15 protein-coding genes are annotated in these 18,299 nt (G+C 61.7%); 5 read left to right on the top strand and 10 right to left on the bottom strand.

Annotated features, from left to right (window positions below):
• Nucleotides 1-14 precede the first annotated feature (14 nt).
• The gene (gene waaA / locus PF1751_RS02335; protein ID WP_021493252.1) at nt 15-1,292 is read right to left on the bottom strand and encodes a lipid IV(A) 3-deoxy-D-manno-octulosonic acid transferase; all 1,278 of its coding nucleotides are present in this window, start codon (nt 1,290-1,292) and stop codon (nt 15-17) included.
• Nucleotides 1,293-1,315: 23 nt separating this feature from the next.
• Nucleotides 1,316-2,206: a LysR family transcriptional regulator gene (locus tag PF1751_RS02330; protein ID WP_044286545.1), complete on the bottom strand. Its 891-nt coding sequence runs from the start codon at nt 2,204-2,206 to the stop codon at nt 1,316-1,318.
• Between the two features lie 101 nt (nt 2,207-2,307).
• Here PF1751_RS02330 and PF1751_RS02325 point away from each other — a divergent pair, with 101 nt between their 5' ends.
• From PF1751_RS02325 to PF1751_RS02310, 4 genes are read left to right on the top strand one after another with little or no spacing between them, the layout of a single operon-like run.
• Nucleotides 2,308-2,643, top strand: coding sequence for a DMT family transporter (locus tag PF1751_RS02325; protein ID WP_010213655.1), 336 nt, complete (start codon nt 2,308-2,310; stop codon nt 2,641-2,643).
• A 55-nt stretch (nt 2,644-2,698) separates the two neighbouring features.
• Nucleotides 2,699-3,874, top strand: coding sequence for an NAD(P)/FAD-dependent oxidoreductase (locus tag PF1751_RS02320; protein WP_010213658.1), 1,176 nt, complete (start codon nt 2,699-2,701; stop codon nt 3,872-3,874).
• On the top strand, nt 3,871-4,683 hold the full coding sequence (locus PF1751_RS02315; RefSeq protein WP_044286544.1) for an aldo/keto reductase: 813 nt from the start codon (nt 3,871-3,873) through the stop codon (nt 4,681-4,683). The genes PF1751_RS02320 and PF1751_RS02315 overlap by 4 nt, the downstream gene beginning before the upstream one ends.
• A 41-nt stretch (nt 4,684-4,724) precedes the next feature.
• Nucleotides 4,725-5,684, top strand: coding sequence for a hypothetical protein (locus PF1751_RS02310; RefSeq protein ID WP_010213662.1), 960 nt, complete (start codon nt 4,725-4,727; stop codon nt 5,682-5,684).
• A 40-nt stretch (nt 5,685-5,724) separates the two neighbouring features.
• On the opposite strand, the gene PF1751_RS02305 is transcribed toward PF1751_RS02310, so the two are convergent.
• The 3 genes from PF1751_RS02305 to msbA form a co-directional block, all read right to left on the bottom strand.
• Nucleotides 5,725-6,651, bottom strand: a complete 927-nt coding sequence (locus PF1751_RS02305) for an NAD-dependent epimerase/dehydratase family protein (RefSeq protein WP_010213664.1) — start codon at nt 6,649-6,651, stop codon at nt 5,725-5,727.
• On the bottom strand, nt 6,644-8,068 hold the full coding sequence (gene hldE, locus PF1751_RS02300; protein WP_010213665.1) for a bifunctional D-glycero-beta-D-manno-heptose-7-phosphate kinase/D-glycero-beta-D-manno-heptose 1-phosphate adenylyltransferase HldE: 1,425 nt from the start codon (nt 8,066-8,068) through the stop codon (nt 6,644-6,646). Before hldE ends, PF1751_RS02305 begins: the two co-directional genes overlap by 8 nt.
• A 113-nt stretch (nt 8,069-8,181) precedes the next feature.
• On the bottom strand, nt 8,182-9,987 hold the full coding sequence (gene msbA / locus PF1751_RS02295; protein ID WP_044286542.1) for a lipid A export permease/ATP-binding protein MsbA: 1,806 nt from the start codon (nt 9,985-9,987) through the stop codon (nt 8,182-8,184).
• Between the two features lie 158 nt (nt 9,988-10,145).
• Between msbA and PF1751_RS02290 the strand changes: the two genes are divergently transcribed.
• Complete coding sequence (locus tag PF1751_RS02290; protein ID WP_021493255.1) at nt 10,146-12,002, top strand: O-antigen ligase family protein; 1,857 nt, start codon at nt 10,146-10,148, stop codon at nt 12,000-12,002.
• A 55-nt stretch (nt 12,003-12,057) separates the two neighbouring features.
• Here PF1751_RS02290 and PF1751_RS02285 read toward each other — a convergent pair whose 3' ends face one another.
• Genes PF1751_RS02285 through PF1751_RS02265 form a run of 5 tightly spaced genes read right to left on the bottom strand, consistent with a single transcriptional unit; the run spans nt 12,058 to nt 18,195 of the window.
• Nucleotides 12,058-12,939 carry a glycosyltransferase gene (locus tag PF1751_RS02285; RefSeq protein WP_010213668.1) on the bottom strand — a complete coding sequence of 294 codons (882 nt, stop codon included), beginning with the start codon at nt 12,937-12,939 and terminating at the stop codon, nt 12,058-12,060.
• Nucleotides 12,936-14,084: a glycosyltransferase gene (locus tag PF1751_RS02280; protein WP_010213669.1), complete on the bottom strand. Its 1,149-nt coding sequence runs from the start codon at nt 14,082-14,084 to the stop codon at nt 12,936-12,938. Before PF1751_RS02280 ends, PF1751_RS02285 begins: the two co-directional genes overlap by 4 nt.
• 59 nt (nt 14,085-14,143) lie before the next feature.
• A complete protein-coding gene (locus PF1751_RS02275) occupies nt 14,144-15,544 on the bottom strand; it encodes a PIG-L deacetylase family protein (protein WP_044286541.1) in 1,401 nt (466 codons plus the stop codon).
• Nucleotides 15,541-16,437 carry an antimicrobial resistance protein Mig-14 gene (locus PF1751_RS02270; protein WP_044286540.1) on the bottom strand — a complete coding sequence of 299 codons (897 nt, stop codon included), beginning with the start codon at nt 16,435-16,437 and terminating at the stop codon, nt 15,541-15,543. The genes PF1751_RS02275 and PF1751_RS02270 overlap by 4 nt, the downstream gene beginning before the upstream one ends.
• Nucleotides 16,438-18,195 (bottom strand): carbamoyltransferase family protein, encoded by a 1,758-nt coding sequence (locus PF1751_RS02265; protein ID WP_010213673.1) that lies wholly within the window; start codon nt 18,193-18,195, stop codon nt 16,438-16,440.
• Between the last annotated feature and the right edge of the window lie 104 nt (nt 18,196-18,299).

The raw sequence follows: 18,299 nt of genomic DNA, 5'->3' as shown, positions 1-18,299 counted from the left end.
GTTGATTGGTGGTGTCAGCGGGTAAGCAGTTTGTCCAAACCGTCCAGCAGGCGCTTGAGCGCGCCCTGGTTGGCCTGCATCACCTTGAGGCCAGCCTGCGCCATCTTGCGGGCATCCTGCGGCAATTCGAACAACTGGCGCACGGCCTCGGCCAATCCTTCGGCGTCATCCACCTCGCGCAGCGCTCCCGCTTCGCGCATCATCGCCGTGATTTCGAGGAAGTTGAACACGTGCGGCCCCATGATCACCGGCAATGCCAAGGCCGCCGGTTCCAGTGGGTTATGCCCGCCCGTCGCCACCAGGCTGCCGCCGACAAAAGCGCTGTCGGCGAGGGCATACAGAAACAGCAATTCACCCATGGTGTCGCCGAGCAGTACCGCGGTTTGCGCGGTGACCGCGTCGCCGCTGGAACGGCGCACCGTGGCAAAGCCTTGTTGCTGACACAGTTCGAACATCGGCCCGAAGCGCTCCTGGTGACGCGGCACCAGAATCAGCAGCGCATTGGGATAGCTGTCGAGCAGTTGTCGATGCGCCGCCAGCACCACGTCATCTTCACCTTCATGGGTGCTCGCGGCGATCCACACCGGGCGCTCGCTGGCGCCCCATTGCGCGCGTAACGCAGCGGCCCGCGCCGGCAGTTCGGGGTCGATGGTCAGGTCGAACTTGATCGAGCCGGTGACTTCGACGGTTTCCGGGCGAGCCCCGAGGCTCAGGAAGCGCTGGGCTTCGGTCTGCGTCTGCACAGCGAAGAGGCTCATCTGCGACAGCATCGGCGCCGTCAGTTTGGCAAAGCGTGCGTAGCCCTTGGCCGAGCGCGCCGACAACCGTGCATTCGCCAACGCCACTGGAATCCCTCGCTGGGCGCAGGCGTGGATATGGTTGGGCCACAGCTCGGTTTCCATGATCACTGCCAGTTTCGGCTGCACGCGATCGAGGAAACGTTTGGCGGCGCACGGCAAGTCATACGGCAAGTAGCAATGCTGGATGCGCGGCTCGTTGGCGAACAACGCCTGGATGCGCTCGGACCCGGTGGGCGTCATACACGTGACGGTGATCGGCAGCGTCGGATAACGCGCCAGCAACCCGCGCACCATGGGCGCGGCGGCAATGCTCTCGCCCACCGACACGGCATGCACCCAGATCCCGCCCGGCTGCATCACCGGCAAGCCATAGGAGAAGCGCTCGCCGACGCGCTTGGCATAGGCCGGCGCCTTGCGCGCGCGCAGCCACAGACGTAAAGCCACCAAGGGCAGCGCCAGGTAAAACAGACAGCTGTAGAGAGTTCTATTCATGGCGGCGGAGTTTATCGGCTTTTTCAGTCGATCGCCTGCAAGCACTCGGCAAATCGTTTGGCCAGGAAGCGCGCGGCAGGCCCCAGATGCTCGTCGCGCCGCCAGACCAGCTCCACCACCAAGGCCGGCGGCGTCCATTCGCTGTCCAGCTCAACCATTTGTTTCTGATAGGTCGGGTACTGCACGATATGCCGGGGCAGCCAGGCCCAGCCCAGGCCGCTCATCAGCCATTCGGCCAACACGTAGAAACTGTCGGCGCGCCACACCAACGGGCTGGCGGCTTCGCTGCCGGGGTAGACGCTGGTCTGGGTCGACATCAACAACTGACGGAACTGCGCCAGACGCTGGCACGTCACGTACGGTTCCTTGGCCAGCGGATGATTCACGCCGCATACCGTGACCATCTCCACACTGCCGACAACCCGTCGCTCCAGGGCTTCGGGGATTTGATCGTGATAGAACAGCAGACCCAGGTCAGCCTTGCGCTCCACCAGCTTACGGGCCACATCGCCCTGCGCGGCGCTGGACAGCTGCACTTCCAGCAACGGGTACTTGCCCGCCAGCGCCTCCAGGCTATCGAGTACCGGCTGAAACAGCATGGCTTCATCCTGGGCCAGGCGCAGGCAAGCCTCCTCGCCGCGGGTCAGTGACAGTGCCCGGCCATTGAGCCGTTCACACTGGCGCAACACTTCGCGTGCCTCCTCCAGCAATACGCTGCCGGCTTCCGTCAGCCGCGGTTGGCGGCCGCTGCTACGCTCGAACAGGCTGACGCCAAGGTCCGCCTCCAGCATCGCAATCCCATTGCTCACCGCCGACTGCGCCTTGCGCTGCTGACGCGCCACGGCCGAAAACGAACGGTGTTCGGCGACGCTGACAAACAGGCGCATTTGCTCCAGATCCCACTGCACACTCATGGCTCGACCCATCTCTCATTCGGATAGGTAATGACTTTACCCCATCTGACTGAACGCTAGAATGCCAGCCTTATCTGATTGCTTTACCCGAGGATTGACCCATGAACGTCGCTTACTACTACTTGGCCATTGCCATCTGCTCGGAAGTGATCGCCACCGTTTCCATGAAGGCCATCAAGGGCTGGAGCACGCCGATCCCCCTGTTGCTGGTGATCGTCGGCTACGGTGTGGCGTTCTGGATGCTGACGCTGGTGGTGCGCACAGTGCCGGTGGGCGTCGCCTACGCCGTGTGGGCCGGGATGGGCATTGTGATGGTGAGCATCGCGGCGCTGTTCATCTACGGGCAGAAGCTGGATATCCCGGCGATGCTGGGGATGGGCCTGATTGTGCTGGGCGTGGTGGTGATCCAGTTGTTCTCGAAAACCGCCGGGCACTGACCACCCTTCAACACGCTGTATACTGCGCCTCTTGTCTTGAACACTGAGGTTGCCCATGCCATCCGTTATGTCCACCGACGTTCTGATTGTCGGCGCCGGGGTTGCAGGCCTCTGGCTGAATGCGCGCCTGCGCCGCCAGGGGTTTTCCACGGTGTTGGTGGAAAGCGCCACCCTGGGTGGCGGGCAAAGCGTGAAGTCCCAGGGGATCATTCACGGCGGTGCGAAATACGCCCTGCACGGTGCGCTCACCGGCGCCTCCGAAGCCATTGCCGACATGCCGCGCCGCTGGCGTGAAGCGCTGGCGGGTAACGGTGAGCTGGATCTGACCGGCGTGCGCCTGTTGTCCGACGCTCATTACCTGTGGTCCCCCGGCACGCTCGCCGGCAACCTCACCAGCTTTTTCGCCAGCAAGGCCGTGCGCGGCCGTGTCGATCAGGTCAAGGGGGACGACCTGCCGCCTGCCCTGCAAGACCGTCGCTTCAAGGGCAAAGTCTATCGCCTGGCAGAGTTGGTCGTTGACGTGCCGAGCCTGATCGAACGCCTGGCCCAGCTGGCCGGTGATGGTTTGCTCGCCGGACAACATATCGAACCCTTGCGTGAAGGCAACACACTGGTGGGTTTGAACGTGGACGGCCGCGAGATCCGCGCCCAACGTATCGTGTTGAGTGCCGGCGCCGGCACGGCGGACCTGCTGACCGCGCTGGGTCTGAACCAGCCAGCGATGCAAAAGCGCCCGTTGCACATGATCATCGCCAAAGGCCCCGGCCTGAAACCGTTGTATGCCCACTGCCTGGGGGGCGGCACCAAGCCGCGCATCACCGTCACCACTCACCCGGCAGCCGATGGCAACTGGGTGTGGTACATGGGCGGCGACATTGCCGAAGCCGATGGCGTAGCGCGCACACCGGAAGAACAGATCGCCACCGCGCAGAAAGAGCTGGCGCAATTGCTGCCGTGGATCGACATGAGCCAGACCCAGTGGGCCACTCTGCGGGTCGACCGTGCCGAGCCGCTGCAATCAGGCCTGACCCGTCCCGACAACGCCTTCATCGCCGAGGAAGGCCGCCTGCTGGTGGGCTGGCCGACCAAACTGGCACTGGCGCCGGACTTCGCCGATCGGGTGATCAACCGCCTGGAACGTGACGGGATCCGCCCGACTGCCAGCGAGCCTCTACCCGCCCTGCCAAAACCCGCCATCGGCGTACCTGCCTGGGAGCAATTGTTGCCATGAGCCTGCCCACCCTTCACGACCTGCATCGCCCCCTGGGCAGCACCGGCCTGATGGTCTCGCCACTGGGCCTGGGCACCGTCAAGCTGGGCCGCGACCAAGGGGTGAAATACCCCAGCGGTTTCCAGATTCCTGGTGACGACGAAGCCCGCATGCTGTTGCGACAGGCTCGCGAACTGGGCATCAACCTGATCGACACGGCGCCGGCCTATGGCATGAGCGAGGAACGTCTGGGCCCGCTGCTGCGTGGCCAGCGAAAGGACTGGGTGATCGTCAGCAAGGTCGGTGAAGAGTTCGAGAATGGCCTGTCCAGCCACGACTTCAGCGCGGCCCACACCCGCCTGTCGATCGAGCGCAGTTTGAAACGACTTGAAACCGATTTTATCGACATGGTGCTGGTGCACTCCGACGGCAACGACCTGCACATCCTCAACGACTGCGAGGTCTACCAGACGCTGGCCGAGTTGAAAAAGGAAGGCAAGATCCGTGGTTTCGGCTTCTCCGGCAAAACCGTAGAAGGCGGCGTGAAGGCTCTGGAACAGGGCGATTGCGCCATGATCACCTACAATTTGAACGAACAGACCGAGAAAGCCGTCATTGATTATGCATCGGCCCATGGCAAGGGCATCCTGGTAAAAAAGGCATTAGCCAGCGGCCACGTGTGCCTGGAGCCTGGAATGGATCCAATTCGGGCGAGTTTCATGCTGTTGTTTGCGCAAACGGGCGTCGCCAGTGCTATTGTCGGGACCATTAATCCGCTGCACCTGGCCCATAACGTGGCGACCGCTGCCCAAGTCATTCGTCAACTCTGATGCCGCCCACGCGGCCGACCCCGTCGCAAGAAGGAGCCGACATGCCGCGAACGCTCATAAGAAAAAACCCCAGCAACTTCAAGACACTGCCGCTGCACGTCGAAGCCACCCCCGAAGGCCTGAGTTACCAGAGCGTCGGCATGCCGCTCAATTTTGCCCAGACCCTGCAACGCCGCAAACCGGTGGAGGTGGCCGACCCGGAACGCTTCGCCCTGGAGCTGGCCAACCTCGGCGTATCCGTACGCCTGACCCTGCATTGGCAGAACCGCGATTATTGGGTGCTGGTACGCCAGCGCCGCCAGGACCGTGGCGACGTGGTCCTCAAGCTGATTTCCGGCTATGTGCCCGCCCACGAACTGAACCTGCCGCTGCACACTGCGATCCAGGAAATTGCCGAAGAGTGCCTGCTGGAAACCCCGGAAGGCTGGCTTGGCGGACGCTTCAACGACACCTGGCTACCGGCGCCATATTCCGCCGCGCTGCATTATCGTGAAGCCTTGCCCTTTCGCCTCAGCCCGCTGTCCGGTGCCGCCCGCCCGGTACGTTGCGCCACCACTCAATTGATCGAGCGCCCCCGCGCCTACGTACACCTGCCCACCGCCTCCCTGCAATTGATCTACGACCTGCGCCTGGAAGTGCCCAAGGAAGCCAAGTCCCTGAGCCTGTTCCATGTGGACGAGCGCCTGGAAGGCGATCAACTGGTGGCACGCCTGGACCGTCAGCGCCCCGACCTGTACCTGATGCCGCTGAAAGATGGCCAGCCTCTGGCCGAGTTGTACACCGTCAAGAAAGACCAGCTGTACCCGGCAAGTACTCGCGGCTTGTACCTGGCGGAGAGCTTCGCCCAACAGGAAGGCTGGCTGGTGCGTGAGGAGCGGATTCGCTGGAAGGATTGGCTACGCCAACAGGGTTTGGCTATGCCTGAGAAAGAGTCGAAATTGAAGCGCCTGGCACAGCGGGTGTTGCGCAAGATCGTGCCGAAGAAAAAAGCCAAGGCTTGAATGTGGGAGCGGGCTTGCCTGCTCCCACACTTGATTGCGTTCAGCCTTCGAGCAAGCGCTCCAGCCCAACCTTCAACGGCGTGGGCTCCGGCAGCGTGAAGCTCGCCAGCAAGCGCTGGTTATTCGCCCGTGAATGCCGGATATCCCCGGAACGCGCCGGCCCGTAAGTCACCGTTGGCAGCTTGCCGACGATTTCTTCCAAGGCCTGCAACACCTGCTTGAGGGTGGTGGTGCGGTTCCAGCCCACATTGATGGCGCCCAACGGTGCCGACGGCGCTTCAATGGCCTGCACCAGCACGTCCACCAGGTCTTCCACGTACATGAAGTCACGGGTTTGCTCGCCATCGCCAAACACGGCAATCGGCACGCCCTGCTGCGCGCGCTCGCTGAAGATACTGATCACGCCGGAATACGGCGATGAGGGGTCCTGGCGGGGGCCGAAGATATTGAAGAAGCGAAAAATCACCGGCTCCAGGCCATGCTGGCGACGGTAGAAGTCGAAGTAGTGCTCGCCAGCCAGCTTGTCGGACGCATAGGGCGTCAACGGCGCCTTGGTGGTTTCTTCGTCAATCGAAGCGCCTTCGCCATTGTTGCCATAGACCGCGGCGCTGGAGGCATACACCACACGTTTTACGCCGGCCTTGCGCATAGCTTCGCAGACATTCAAGGTGCCGACGAAGTTGCTCTGGTGCGTGCTGACCGGATCATCCACCGACGCTTGCACCGAGGCCACTGCCGCCAGGTGCACCACCGCCGTTGTGTCGACGGCGGCGCGGGCCACCAGCTCGGCATCGGCTACATCACCTTCCAGCAATTCAACGCGCGGATTGTCCAGCGGCAGGTTGCTGCGCTTGCCGGTGGACAGGTTATCCAGCACCCGCACGCCGTAGCCTTTGGCAAGCAGCGCATCGACCAGGTGCGAGCCGATAAAACCGGCGCCACCGGTGATAAGAACGCGTTTACTCATTGTTGCGGATTTTCTCGACAATGGCCGTGGTCGAGCTGTTTTCGACCAAGCCCAGCACTTTGACCTTGCCGCCGTAGGCACTGACGATATCCGCCCCGACAACCTGGTCGACGGAGTAATCGCCACCCTTGACCAGCACGTCGGGCTTGACCTGGGCCAGCAGGTTTTCCGGGGTCGCTTCAGGGAAGCTGATCACCCAGTCCACCGCGCCCAGCCCCGCGAGCACTGCCATGCGACGGTCGACACTGTTGATCGGACGGCCAGGGCCTTTGAGGCGGCTGACCGACGCGTCGTCGTTGACCGCAACGATCAGGCGATCACCTTGGGCGCGCGCCTGCTCCAGGTACGTCACGTGACCGGCGTGCAGGATGTCGAAGCAGCCATTGGTGAACACAATGCTTTCGTTGTGGGCACGGGCGTCGTCAATGGCCAGCAGCAGTTGTTCGATGGTCAGTACACCGCGCTCCGAACCTTCGGAGCGCTGGATCGCACGCCGCAATTCAGGCGCGCTGATGGCAGCGGTACCCAATTTGCCCACCACAATGCCTGCCGCCAGGTTGGCCAGGGCCACAGCGTGGGGCAGTTCTTCGCCCGCCGCAATCGAGGCGGCCAGGGTGGAAATCACGGTGTCGCCGGCGCCGGTCACGTCGAACACTTCGCGGGCACGTGCCGGCAAGTGCATCGCCGGGTGGCCCGGACGCAGCAAGGTCATGCCGTGCTCACCCCGGGTCACCAGCAAGGCGCCCAAGTCGAGATCGGCCATCAGCGCCGCGCCCTTGGTCACCAAATCGTGCTCATCGGTGCAACCGCCGACGATGGCTTCGAACTCACTGAGATTAGGCGTGATCAGGCTGGCTCCGCGATAAATCGAGAAGTCCTTGCCCTTGGGATCGGCCAGTACCGGAATGCCCTTGGCCTTGGCGGCCTGGATCAGTTCCTGGTGATTCTTCAAGGCGCCTTTGCCGTAGTCGGACAACACCAGCACCTTGATGCCTTCGAGCAACTGATCGACCTGGCCACGCAGGGCAAGGGCGTCAGTGGTGAAGGGTTCTTCAAAATCGATACGCAGCAATTGCTGGTGCCGGCTCATGACCCGCAGCTTGACGATGGTGGGCTGGTGGGCAATGCGCTGGAACAGCGCGCGCACGCCAGCACCGCGCAGGCTGTTGGCCAGGCTGTCGGCGGCTTCGTCGTCGCCGGTCACGCCGACCAGGGAGGCCGGGGCGCCGAGGGCGGCAATGTTAAGGGCAACGTTGGCAGCGCCACCTGGACGGTCTTCGATTTGCTCGACCTTGACTACCGGTACCGGTGCCTCAGGGGAAATCCGTGAGGTACCGCCATGCCAGTAACGGTCGAGCATGACATCGCCGACCACCAAGACAGGGGCTTGATCGAATCGCGGCATGGACAACTTCATGGAGCAACCCACATACAAAATGAACAGGGGCGCGATATTAGCACAGGGTTACAGGAGGATTGCGGGAGGGTTTTGCAATGCAGGAGCCGGCAAGCCGGCTCCTGCACAGAAGGTCAGGTGATGTCGGCGGAAACCGGCGCATCCAGTCCCATGGCGTGCAGGCGGGCATAGTAGCCGTTCTGTGCCAACAGTTCGCCGTGGGTGCCACGCTCGACAATCCGGCCATCGTCCATCACCAGGATCAGGTCAGCTTTCTCGATGGTGGACAAACGGTGCGCGATCACCAGGGTGGTGCGACCTTGCATGACCTTGTCGAGCGCCGCCTGAATGTGGCGCTCGGACTCGGTGTCGAGGGCCGAGGTGGCCTCGTCGAGAATCAGCAACGGTGCGTTCTTCAGCAGGGCACGGGCAATAGCCAGGCGCTGGCGTTGACCGCCGGACAGCAGCACACCGTTTTCGCCGACCTGGGTATCGAAGCCCTTGGGCAACTGGTCGATGAAGTCCTTGGCATTGGCATCCGCAGCCGCCGCCTCAACCTCCGCACGTGGTGCGCCGGCCAGGTCGCCGTAGGCGATGTTGTTGGTCACGGTGTCGCTGAACAGCGTCACGTGCTGGGTCACCTGGGCGATGTGCTTGCGCAGGTTGAGCAGTTTGTAGTTCTCGATCTCGATGCCGTCCAGCAGGATCTCGCCGCTTTCATGATGATAGAAACGCGGGATCAGGCTGGCCAGGGTCGATTTACCGCTGCCCGAACGCCCTACCAGGGCAATCATCTGCCCTGGCTCGGCGGTAAAGCTGATGTCCTTGAGCACATGGCGCTCGGTGCCTGGGTAGGTGAAATTGAGGTTGCGTACGTCAAGACGACCGCTGACTTTGTCACGCTCGATCGTGCCGCGATCAACTTCGACCTCTTCGTCCAGCTGTTCAAAAATGCTTTCGGCGCCGGCCACACCCTTCTGGATCGTCGAGCTGACTTCCGAGAGCTGACGAATCGGCTTGGGCAACAGGCCTGCCAAGGTGATGTAGGCCACCATGTCACCTGCCGAGGCATCGCCGCGAAGATAAAGGACCAGGAACATCAGCACCGCCATCGCGGTGTAGATCACCAATTGCAGCGCCGGCGTGTAGATCGCGCCGGTACGGGTCATGCGCAGTTGCTTGTTGGTGTTGCTCTGGCTGGCCTTGAGGAAGCGTTTTTCCTCGTAGAATTCGCCACCAAAGCTGCGCACCACGCGATAGCCCTGGATGGTTTCCGACGCGACGTGCGTCACGTCGCCCATGGCCACCTGGATCTTCTTGCTCTGCTTGCGGAATTTCTTGCTGGCCGTGCTCACCATCACTGCAATCAACGGCAGGATAGCGATCATCACCAGCGTCAGGCGCCAGTTCATGAACAGCAGCGAGGCGAACAGAAAGATCACCGTCATGCCTTCACGGATCACCACTTTGATAGCGTCAGTGGCCGCGCCCGTGACCATGGTCACGTTGAAGGTGATGCGGGAAATCAGGTGCCCGGAGTTGTGGTTGTCGAAATAGCGGTTCGGCAGTGTCAGCAGGTTGTTGAACAACTGCACCCGCAGGTCGTGCACCAGGCCCAGGGAAACCTTGGCCAGCAGGTAGTTACCGAGGAACGAACCAAGGCCCTGCCAGGCGGCGATCAGGATGATCAGCAGCGGTACCGCCTGCAGCAACTGCAGGTCCCGCAGGAATGGCACACTGGGGAACAGTACGGCTTCAGGATTGGACAGACCGTCGACGAAGTACTTGAGGATGTACCCCAGCATGGGCTGGGTCGACGCGAAAATCAGAAATCCGAGGATACTCAATGCGAACAGACCCGCATAGGGTCTGACATAGCTGAGCAGACGGAAGTATATTTTCAAGCTCGAAGGGCTTGCGCTCGGACTGGAGTCGGTCATATCACGCGGCGTTTTGAAAAAGGAGGCTGACTTTAGCACAGCTTCTCTGTTGTACTTGCACCCTGCATGACCCACAGCCTGGTCGGTCCCGACCAGCGACATTATATAGCCACTACTTTAAGATGGTCGGCTTTCTCTAAATGGAATGGCTTTTCTGTATGCACTCCAAGCGCCTGATCTATGGCTCAAATCGCGTTTTCGACTTCCTGGTCCTATGGATTTTGCCCATTGGCTTGTTGTTGTTACTGAGTTCGCTGTTCTTCGTATCCAACCGCAACGTGCTGCATCGAATCGTCTACATCCTGTTCAGCGTACCGACCCTGTTCATGTTGTGCATGCGCCCTCGGGAGTTAAAGGAGTTACTGCGTGAGCCCCTGGCGCTCGCATTCCTGGCCTTCTCTGCCTGGGCCCTGGCCAGCCTGATGTGGAGCCCCGAGCCCACCACCGACACCGACCTGTTCAAGCGCCCGCTCAATACCTTCATGCTGTTTGGCGGCTGCGGTCTGTTACTGCATTACCGCAACGAACTGTTCAAACCGATCTTCTTCAGTGCTGCTGTGATTGCACTCGTGGTGAGCTTGTGCAACCTGGTGGCCTTCGTCAAAGGCTTCGAACCGGGCATGCGCATGATCGGTGGGCGTGGCGCCCTCGACAACCCGCTGCTCAGCTCTCATCTATTCGGTTTCTTCTGCGTCTACTGGCTATATGTTTGCATGACCACCCAGCGCCTGAACGTCCTGTGGTTCAGCGCCCCGGCTCTGGCGGTCATGCTCGCGGCGGTTCTGGCCACGGGCTCACGCACACCGTTGGTCGCCCTGACACTGACCATCCTGTGGATGACCTTCGTCAGCCGCAACCGCCGCTCAGCCTTGCTGATAGCCGGCATGATCCTGGGCGGCGTCGGGCTTCTGCTGCTCTACCCCGAACAGATCACCACTCGCGGCAGCTCGTTCCGCTTCGAATTGTGGGGCATGTCCCTGCAGCGCATTGCTGAACATCCTTGGATCGGCCACAGCTATGACTCCGAGTTGTACCTGACCCTGTCCGACGGCTACGAGCTGCGCGAGCCGCACAGCTTTGCCCTGGGCGTGCTGTATTACGTCGGGATCATCGGTTTTATCCCATGGATCTTCATGCTCGGCTGGGGCCTGTATAAAGGCCTCAAAGAACGCGCGCAACCACTGTTTATCCTGGCATCGTCGCTGCTTGCCTATGGCATCGGCGCCGGATTGACCGAAGGCGGTGGCATCCTGTCACGCCCCAAGGAGCACTGGTTCCTGCTGTGGATTCCACTGGCCATCATCACCGGCCTGAGCATGGCCCAGCGCCGTCGCAGCCTGCTGCGCATACCGGTGCAAAACCTGCAGCCTGAAGGCTTCAATCAACTGTGCGCCGATGCCCACGTGATCGAAGCCGACGGCCTGGGCCCGAAGGTCCTGCGCCTGGCCGACGGTCGTTTCCTCAAAGTGTTCCGCCCACGCCGGTGGTATACCTCTGGCAGCTTCAACCCCTATTCCGAACGGTTTGCCAGCAACGCCGAGCAATTGCGCACCCTGGGTATCCCCACACCGCAGATTCTGGGCCTCTACCGTCTGCCCGATGCAAGCAGTGCTGTCAGCTATTCGCCACTGCCCGGCCTGACCCTGCGCCAGGCCCTGCAAAGCCTGGACAACAGCCTGCGCGAATCGCTGATCGAACGCTTCGGCCAGTTCATGGCCCAACTGCATGAGCGCGGCGTGTACTTCCGCTCACTGCACCTGGGCAACGTTCTGCTGATGGACGACGGCGAGTTCGGCCTGATCGATATCGCCGACCTGCGCATCTACCCGTCGCCGCTGCGCAACGCCTTGCGCCAGCGCAACCTGCGTCATATGCAGCGCTACCCGCAGGACCGCGCCTGGTTATTTGAGACACACTTCGAACAGCTGGCCAAAGGTTATGCTTCGGTTGCCAGTCAAGGCGCCACGGCGAAAATCCGCGAGCACGTACTGGCGCTGAGCCGCCCCGCCGTCTGATAAAAAAAGGCGACTATCACTGCTGATAGTCGCCTTTTTCACTGCGCCTGCCGCCTCACGCCCTGAGGGGTGCCAGATACAATCGCACCAAGCCACGCAAGGTCTTGCGCCCCCAGAACTTCAACGGGATCTGCTTGAGTATCTCTCGCGCCAGCGGCCGGTCACGGTCGGCGGTCTTCAAGAACATCGAGTTCAGGAAGTTGTAGCGCACCGCGTCGTAGGCCGGATGCTCGCTGAAATGGGCATAGGTCTTGAGAATGTTCTGGATCATGTAGCGGTGGTTCTTGTAGGTGTTGTTCGCGTGCTGCCGGTAGCGCGCCATCACCACGCCAAGAGCGTCGATGGTGTAGCCGGCAGCCGTGATCTTCAGCTGGATCAGCAGGTCTTCCAGAGGAATCAACGGGTCGAAACCACCCACTTCTTCCAGCACTTCGCGGCGAATCAACATGGTCGGCGCTGGCGGGAAAGGCTTGCGGTCCATGAACATGTCGTCGAAATCCAGGCTGCGAAAGGGCACGTCGCGGCGCTGCTTTTTCTCCGGGTGCAGGTTGCCATCACCATCGATCAGCTCGATATTACCGGCGCACATGCCCACCTTCGGCTTGTCCGCCATATAGGCCACCTGGATGGCGAGGCGGTCCGGCAGCATGATGTCATCGGAGCCGAACGGTGCGATCAGGCTGCCCTTGGCGCGGGCGATGGCAGCGTTGAGCGTGGCGGTCAGCCCCTGATTCTGCTGCACCTGGAAATCAAAGCCGTGCTTGGCCTGCAAGCGCTGGATGCGTTCGACACTGTCATCCGTGGAGCCGTCATCCACCACCAGCAGTTCGATATTCGGGTACGTCTGGCCGAGCACGCTGAGGATGCTCTCTTCGATATACCGGCCGTGGTTGTAGGACGCGATAATCACTGAGACCAGGGGTTGTTGCGCTGTCATGCTCTACCTACTTCTTTCAAACCGGTTTCGATGAGGTTCAGGTACTTCTGCTGGAACTCGGCCAAGGCGTGGTTCTCTTCCAGGTAACGGAACACCTGCTCACCCTTGGCGCGCAATTGCTCATCGCTCATGGCCAAATAAGTGTCCAGGGCAGTTGTCAGTTGCTCGACATTGCCCGGCTCGTGGGACAAACCGCCCGCCCCTTCTACCAGGGGCAGCATGGCCGGCCCGTTGGAGGCAATCACCGGCAGGCGCCCGCTCATGCCTTCCAGCAGCGCCAGGCCCAGCCCCTCAAGCAAGGAAGGCATGGTCCAGATATCGAAGGCACGCACATACTTGAGGCCATCCTCGCGAAAACCCAGCAGGTGCGCACGGCCGGTGAGACCGAGGCGCTCGATGTCTGCGCGCAAATCCGCCTCGGCACGGCCGGAACCGATGATGCCGACCTGGGCGTTGGGGTATTTGTCCTTGAGGCGGGCGAACGCCTGCAGCAGGTGCGTGTGCCCCTTGATCGGCACCAGGCGCCCCAATGCGCCGATGATTCGCGCGTCGAGCGGCAGCCCGAGCGCCTGGCGCGCCTGCTCGCGCGGCAGCTGCAAGGCTTCGGCCTGCGGAATATCGATGGCGTTGGTGACGAAGGTGGTGTTCTCTCGGGTAAAACCGCAGTTGAGCCCGACGAGGTAATCCCTGACCGCCGCCGACACCCCGACAAAGCGCCAGGCCGGGCTGACCAAACGACGCGTCTGGCGCCGGCGATAGGCGCGCTCGTACTCGCCGAAACCGTGAGAGATACCAATGCACAATGGGATCTTCAACCAGCGGTTGAGCGACAGCATCATGTTCACCGACTTGAAGCGATTGCAGATGACCACGTCGAACTTCTGCTCGCGGCAGTACTTGTAGATTTCCCACATGGCGCCCAGGCGAATGCCCTTGAGAGCCTTCTCGGGAAACTCGAAATACTTGGAATGATCCGCCACGCTCAACGGCTGGCCCGGCTGCGGTCGCCCGCTGAGAAAGGCCGACGTCACCTCGAATCGCTCGGTCGGCAACGCCTTGACGATCTGCTCACCGAGATCGGCGAAATCATTGAGTTTGACGTTGTAGTCAGGCTGCAACTGCAAAACCTTGAAACGAGGCTTCATATCACTCCATGAGGCAATCGGGCTGCTACGCGCACGCAGCCCGACGAAAAAAGTCAATTTCAGTCCTGCTTCAGCACCCAAAGCAGCTCGTGACGACGCACGGCCTTACGGAAAAACTCATTCTCGCCGTAAGGCGATGGACCACGACCAGCCAGCCATTGCTGCAACAGGCGACGCACCCGGCGCTTGAACGGCGCACGGGGCTGCAAGTCATGCATCATGCCCAGCGCCATGGCCTTGTCCTGCTGCTGGCTCTCGCTCAGCACCCGGCAATAAGGTTCAAGCACCTGGCCAGCATCGAACTGCGGCGGCAAAGCGACGCCAGCACCGGAATCACCCATGGGCCAACGGTCGTTATCGTGCAGATGGTTGGCGTAGCCAAGCAACGTGGTCGGTTGCCACTCAAGTCCCTGCAACGCCTGCACCACCGCGGTGTGGGCGCAGATATGGTCAGGGTGGGGGTCGAGCACTGGCGTGGGCAGTACAATCACCTCGGGACGCGCCTTGAGCAACACTGCCCGCAGGTCAGCGATCAGGTTATTCCAGGTCGGCGCACCGTCCACATCCCCCGGCAACGCCAGGGCATTGAACTGGCGGAACAGCCGCGTATCGTCCAACTGCGCTTCGCGCGATGCCTGGGGTTGATCGGGGGCGTCACGCATGGCCGGCAGTTGCAGGCAGAAATACCCCAACTGCACGCAGTGCGCCTCGGGCACGCCGGCCCAGCGCGGCACGGCAATGCTGTCCCAGGCGCGCAGGCGCCCTTTGATCCGCGCCGCTTCAGCCTTGGGCAGGCCCATCTGCTGATAGTGCTCGGCCTCGATCTCACCGGCGGTCAGGGTCACGATCCAGCTTTCATCCGCCTGGCCGTACAGGCCGAAGGCGGCCAGTTCGGCATCGTCGGCATGAGGGGCGATCACCATCACGCGATGGCGCGCAGCATCGGGCTGGCGAAATACCCACAAGACCGGCTGGCCGATCACGCGGCAAAAACGCCCGCGCAGGCGCAGCTCACCCGCGGCCAATGCCTGCGCCGAGCCCGTGAGGTTCAAGTAACGCTTGCCGACCACACCGCGCTCGAACGCCTGGCGATCGTCCAGAAACTCAACCGCAGGATCAAAGAAACGCCCCCACAGGTTGCTTTTGAGCTGTACTTCGACGATCAGCGTTTCATCGCCAGCCAGCTCAAGCGGCGTATCTGCCAGCAACCTGCCGCCCTCCAGACGCAATCCGACCTGTTGGCCACTCGGCGCAAAACTGTATTGGTAGTCATCCTTGGGCGAATAAAACAGGTGGTCGGCAAACCAGGCTTCATGGGCCACCCACAGCAGCACCACCAGGATCAGCGGCAGCCACCAGGCCACCAGCACACCGGCCGCGATCAACAGCAGCAGGCCGATCAGCAGCGCAATGCGTTTATTGCGCCGGTGGCGCTTGAGCAGTTGCTGTTTGCGGCTCATAGGCTGAACACCGGCACCGGGTTGCACCAGCGCTCCTTGTACTCGCGGTCGGCACGCCCGAAGGAAAAACGCAGCGGCTTATCCACGGCCCGCGCCTGTTCCCAGGCGCTTTGCGTGTTGAGGAAGCTCAGCACGCTGCCAGGGCTGAACGCACGGGTTTCAGGATCGACACCGCCGTTGACGTACTCAATGCTGATCCACTCTGGCGACTCGACCCGGTACACCAACTGCACGGCAATCGGCGCATCGTTGAGAAACAGCACCGAGCCGATCAGGAATTCCTTGAGCAGCGCCAGCACCTCAGCCAGACGCTCGGCCCCCGTGGCCGGAAAGCCCCAGCGGCGCTGAAACAGATCGCAGTAGATTGCCGCCAGCTCGGTGCTGGAAAACTCGTTTACCGCCCGCACCACACCGCCTGCCTCTTCCAGCAGGCGCAATTCGCGGCGCTGGTTGTAGCGAAACTTCTTCGACAGGTCTTCGGGGGTACGCGCCATGGCCAATTGCTCGGCCTGGGGCTTGAGGGTGATGATGCGGCCCTGGTTCAGTGCTGACAGGTAGCGCCCGCGATGGCGCACCGGCAACTGCGCATCGGCAGCGATCGGCAGGATGATCTCGGCATTGCCCAGGTCAAACAGGCCTTTCTTGCCGCTGCGTTTGAGCACGTCCTTGGACAGGGCCAGGTCGCGCCCCCAGGTGGCAATCGCGCCCTTGAGTTCGCCGTCCTGCTCCCAGCCCAGGTAACGCACAGGAATCTGCGCCAGGCCCGCCAACCGCTCGACCACCTGCGGATGGGTCGCCACGCTGCCGCCAAACCGCTGCCAGGCCTGGGCGTAAACCTCGGCCTCGACAGGCGTCCAGCCACGCTCACGCCACGCCTGGAAGCGGTTCAGCATTTAGACCACGGCGTCATAAGGGTCCACGCCGTCCTTGACGACCAGGATGTCTTCCATGATCAGGTACTGCAGGTCGGAGCCGAAGAACATGTCCAGCGCGTCTTTCGGCGAGCAGATCATCGCTTCGCCACGACGGTTGAGCGAGGTGTTCAAGGACACACCGTTGCCGGTCAGCACTTCCAGCTCTTTCATCATGTCGTAGTAGCGCGGGTTGTACTCGCGCTTGAGCACCTGGGCGCGGGAGGTGCCATCTTCATGGACCACTTCCGGCACGCGGGTCTTCCACTCTTCCGCCACTTCAAAGGTGAAGGTCATGAACGGCGCCGGGTGATCGACCTTGATCATCTGCGGGGCCACGGTGTCGAGCATCGACGGGCAGAAAGGCCTCCAACGCTCGCGGAACTTGATCTGGTGGTTGATACGGTCAGCCACGCCGGTCGCACTCGGGCAACCGATGATCGAACGACCGCCGAGGGCACGCGGGCCGAACTCCATGCGACCCTGGAACCAGGCCACCGGATTGCCGTCGACCATGATCTTGGCGATGCGCTGGGGCATGTTTTCGATCTTGCGCCAGTTCGGTTTGCTTTCGTGCTTGGCGCACGCGGCAATCACATCTTCGTTGCTGTAGGACGGGCCGAGGTAGACGTGTTCCATCTTCTCCACCGGTACACCACGGGCGTGGGACACATAGGCCGCGGCACCGACAGCAGTGCCGGCATCGCCGGAGGCCGGCTGTACGAACAGCTCCTTCACGTCGTCGCGGGCAATGATCTTCTGGTTCAGCTTCACGTTCAGCGCGCAACCGCCGGCAAAGGCCAGCTTGCCGGTGTCTTTCAGGATGTCGCCCAGGTAGTGGTCAATCATCTGCAGGGCCAGCTTCTCGAACAGCGCCTGCATGCTCGCGGCGTAGTGGATGTAAGGCTCGTCGGCGATATCGCCTTCGCGCTTCGGACCCAGCCACTCGATCAGTTTTGGCGAGAAGTAGAAACCCTTGCCCTTCTCTTTGTAACGACGCAGGCCGATCACGTTGGCATAGTCGGTGTTGATCACCAACTCGCCGTTTTCAAAGGAGGCCAGGCGCGAGAAGTCGTACTTGCTGGCATCGCCGTACGGGGCCATGCCCATGACCTTGAACTCGCCGTCAAGCATCTCGAAACCGAGGAATTCGGTGATTGCGCCGTACAGGCCGCCGAGAGAGTCCGGATCGTAGAATTCCTTGATCTTGTGGATCTTGCCGTTTTCGCCGTAGCCGAAGAACGTGGTGGCGTACTCACCTTTACCGTCGATGCCGAGGATCGCGGTTTTCTCCTGGAAGCCGGAGCAGTGGTAGGCGCTGGAAGCGTGGGCCAGGTGGTGTTCAACCGGCTCGATCTTGATTTTCTTCGGATCGAAGCCCAGTTGCTCCAGGCACCAGACGATCTTGTTGCGATAGCGCTTGTAGCGACGGTTGCCCATCAGGATTGCGTCAAGGGCGCGGTCCGGGGCGTACCAGTAACGCTTGGCGTAGTGCCAGCGCGCCTCGCCGAACAGGCTGATCGGGGCGAACGGGATCGCCACCACGTCAACGTCGGAAGGCTTGATGCCGGCCTGCTCCAGGCAGAACTTCGCCGATTCGTAGGGCATGCGGTTCTTTGCATGTTTGTCGCGTACGAAGCGCTCTTCTTCGGCGGCCGCGATCAGCTTGCCGTCGATGTACAAGGCTGCGGAAGGATCATGGCTAAGGGCGCCGGACAGGCCAAGAATCGTCAATGCCACAGGGGTCTAGCCTCTTTTAGTCTGCATACAGGCGGGGTGCGCCTGAAAAAAGTGTGCTTCCCGCCTGGGCAGGAAACAGCTAAAGGGCGGGATTATAGCGTAAA

Origin of the sequence: Pseudomonas simiae, assembly GCF_000934565.1 — a bacterium.
Taxonomy (GTDB): domain Bacteria; phylum Pseudomonadota; class Gammaproteobacteria; order Pseudomonadales; family Pseudomonadaceae; genus Aquipseudomonas; species Aquipseudomonas simiae.
The sequence above is the reverse complement of the archived record's forward strand: the minus strand, read 5'-3'. Positions and strand labels throughout refer to the sequence as shown.

What these genes read in the sequence shown, in the direction of transcription:
- waaA (WP_021493252.1), bottom strand. Translation starts at nt 1,292, where the DNA reads ATGAATAGAACTCTCTACAGCTGTCTGTTTTACCTGGCGCTGCCCTTG.
- PF1751_RS02330 (WP_044286545.1), bottom strand. Translation starts at nt 2,206, where the DNA reads ATGAGTGTGCAGTGGGATCTGGAGCAAATGCGCCTGTTTGTCAGCGTC.
- PF1751_RS02325 (WP_010213655.1), top strand. Translation starts at nt 2,308, where the DNA reads ATGAACGTCGCTTACTACTACTTGGCCATTGCCATCTGCTCGGAAGTG.
- PF1751_RS02320 (WP_010213658.1), top strand. Translation starts at nt 2,699, where the DNA reads ATGCCATCCGTTATGTCCACCGACGTTCTGATTGTCGGCGCCGGGGTT.
- PF1751_RS02315 (WP_044286544.1), top strand. Translation starts at nt 3,871, where the DNA reads ATGAGCCTGCCCACCCTTCACGACCTGCATCGCCCCCTGGGCAGCACC.
- PF1751_RS02310 (WP_010213662.1), top strand. Translation starts at nt 4,725, where the DNA reads ATGCCGCGAACGCTCATAAGAAAAAACCCCAGCAACTTCAAGACACTG.
- PF1751_RS02305 (WP_010213664.1), bottom strand. Translation starts at nt 6,651, where the DNA reads ATGAGTAAACGCGTTCTTATCACCGGTGGCGCCGGTTTTATCGGCTCG.
- hldE (WP_010213665.1), bottom strand. Translation starts at nt 8,068, where the DNA reads ATGAAGTTGTCCATGCCGCGATTCGATCAAGCCCCTGTCTTGGTGGTC.
- msbA (WP_044286542.1), bottom strand. Translation starts at nt 9,987, where the DNA reads ATGACCGACTCCAGTCCGAGCGCAAGCCCTTCGAGCTTGAAAATATAC.
- PF1751_RS02290 (WP_021493255.1), top strand. Translation starts at nt 10,146, where the DNA reads ATGCACTCCAAGCGCCTGATCTATGGCTCAAATCGCGTTTTCGACTTC.
- PF1751_RS02285 (WP_010213668.1), bottom strand. Translation starts at nt 12,939, where the DNA reads ATGACAGCGCAACAACCCCTGGTCTCAGTGATTATCGCGTCCTACAAC.
- PF1751_RS02280 (WP_010213669.1), bottom strand. Translation starts at nt 14,084, where the DNA reads ATGAAGCCTCGTTTCAAGGTTTTGCAGTTGCAGCCTGACTACAACGTC.
- PF1751_RS02275 (WP_044286541.1), bottom strand. Translation starts at nt 15,544, where the DNA reads ATGAGCCGCAAACAGCAACTGCTCAAGCGCCACCGGCGCAATAAACGC.
- PF1751_RS02270 (WP_044286540.1), bottom strand. Translation starts at nt 16,437, where the DNA reads ATGCTGAACCGCTTCCAGGCGTGGCGTGAGCGTGGCTGGACGCCTGTC.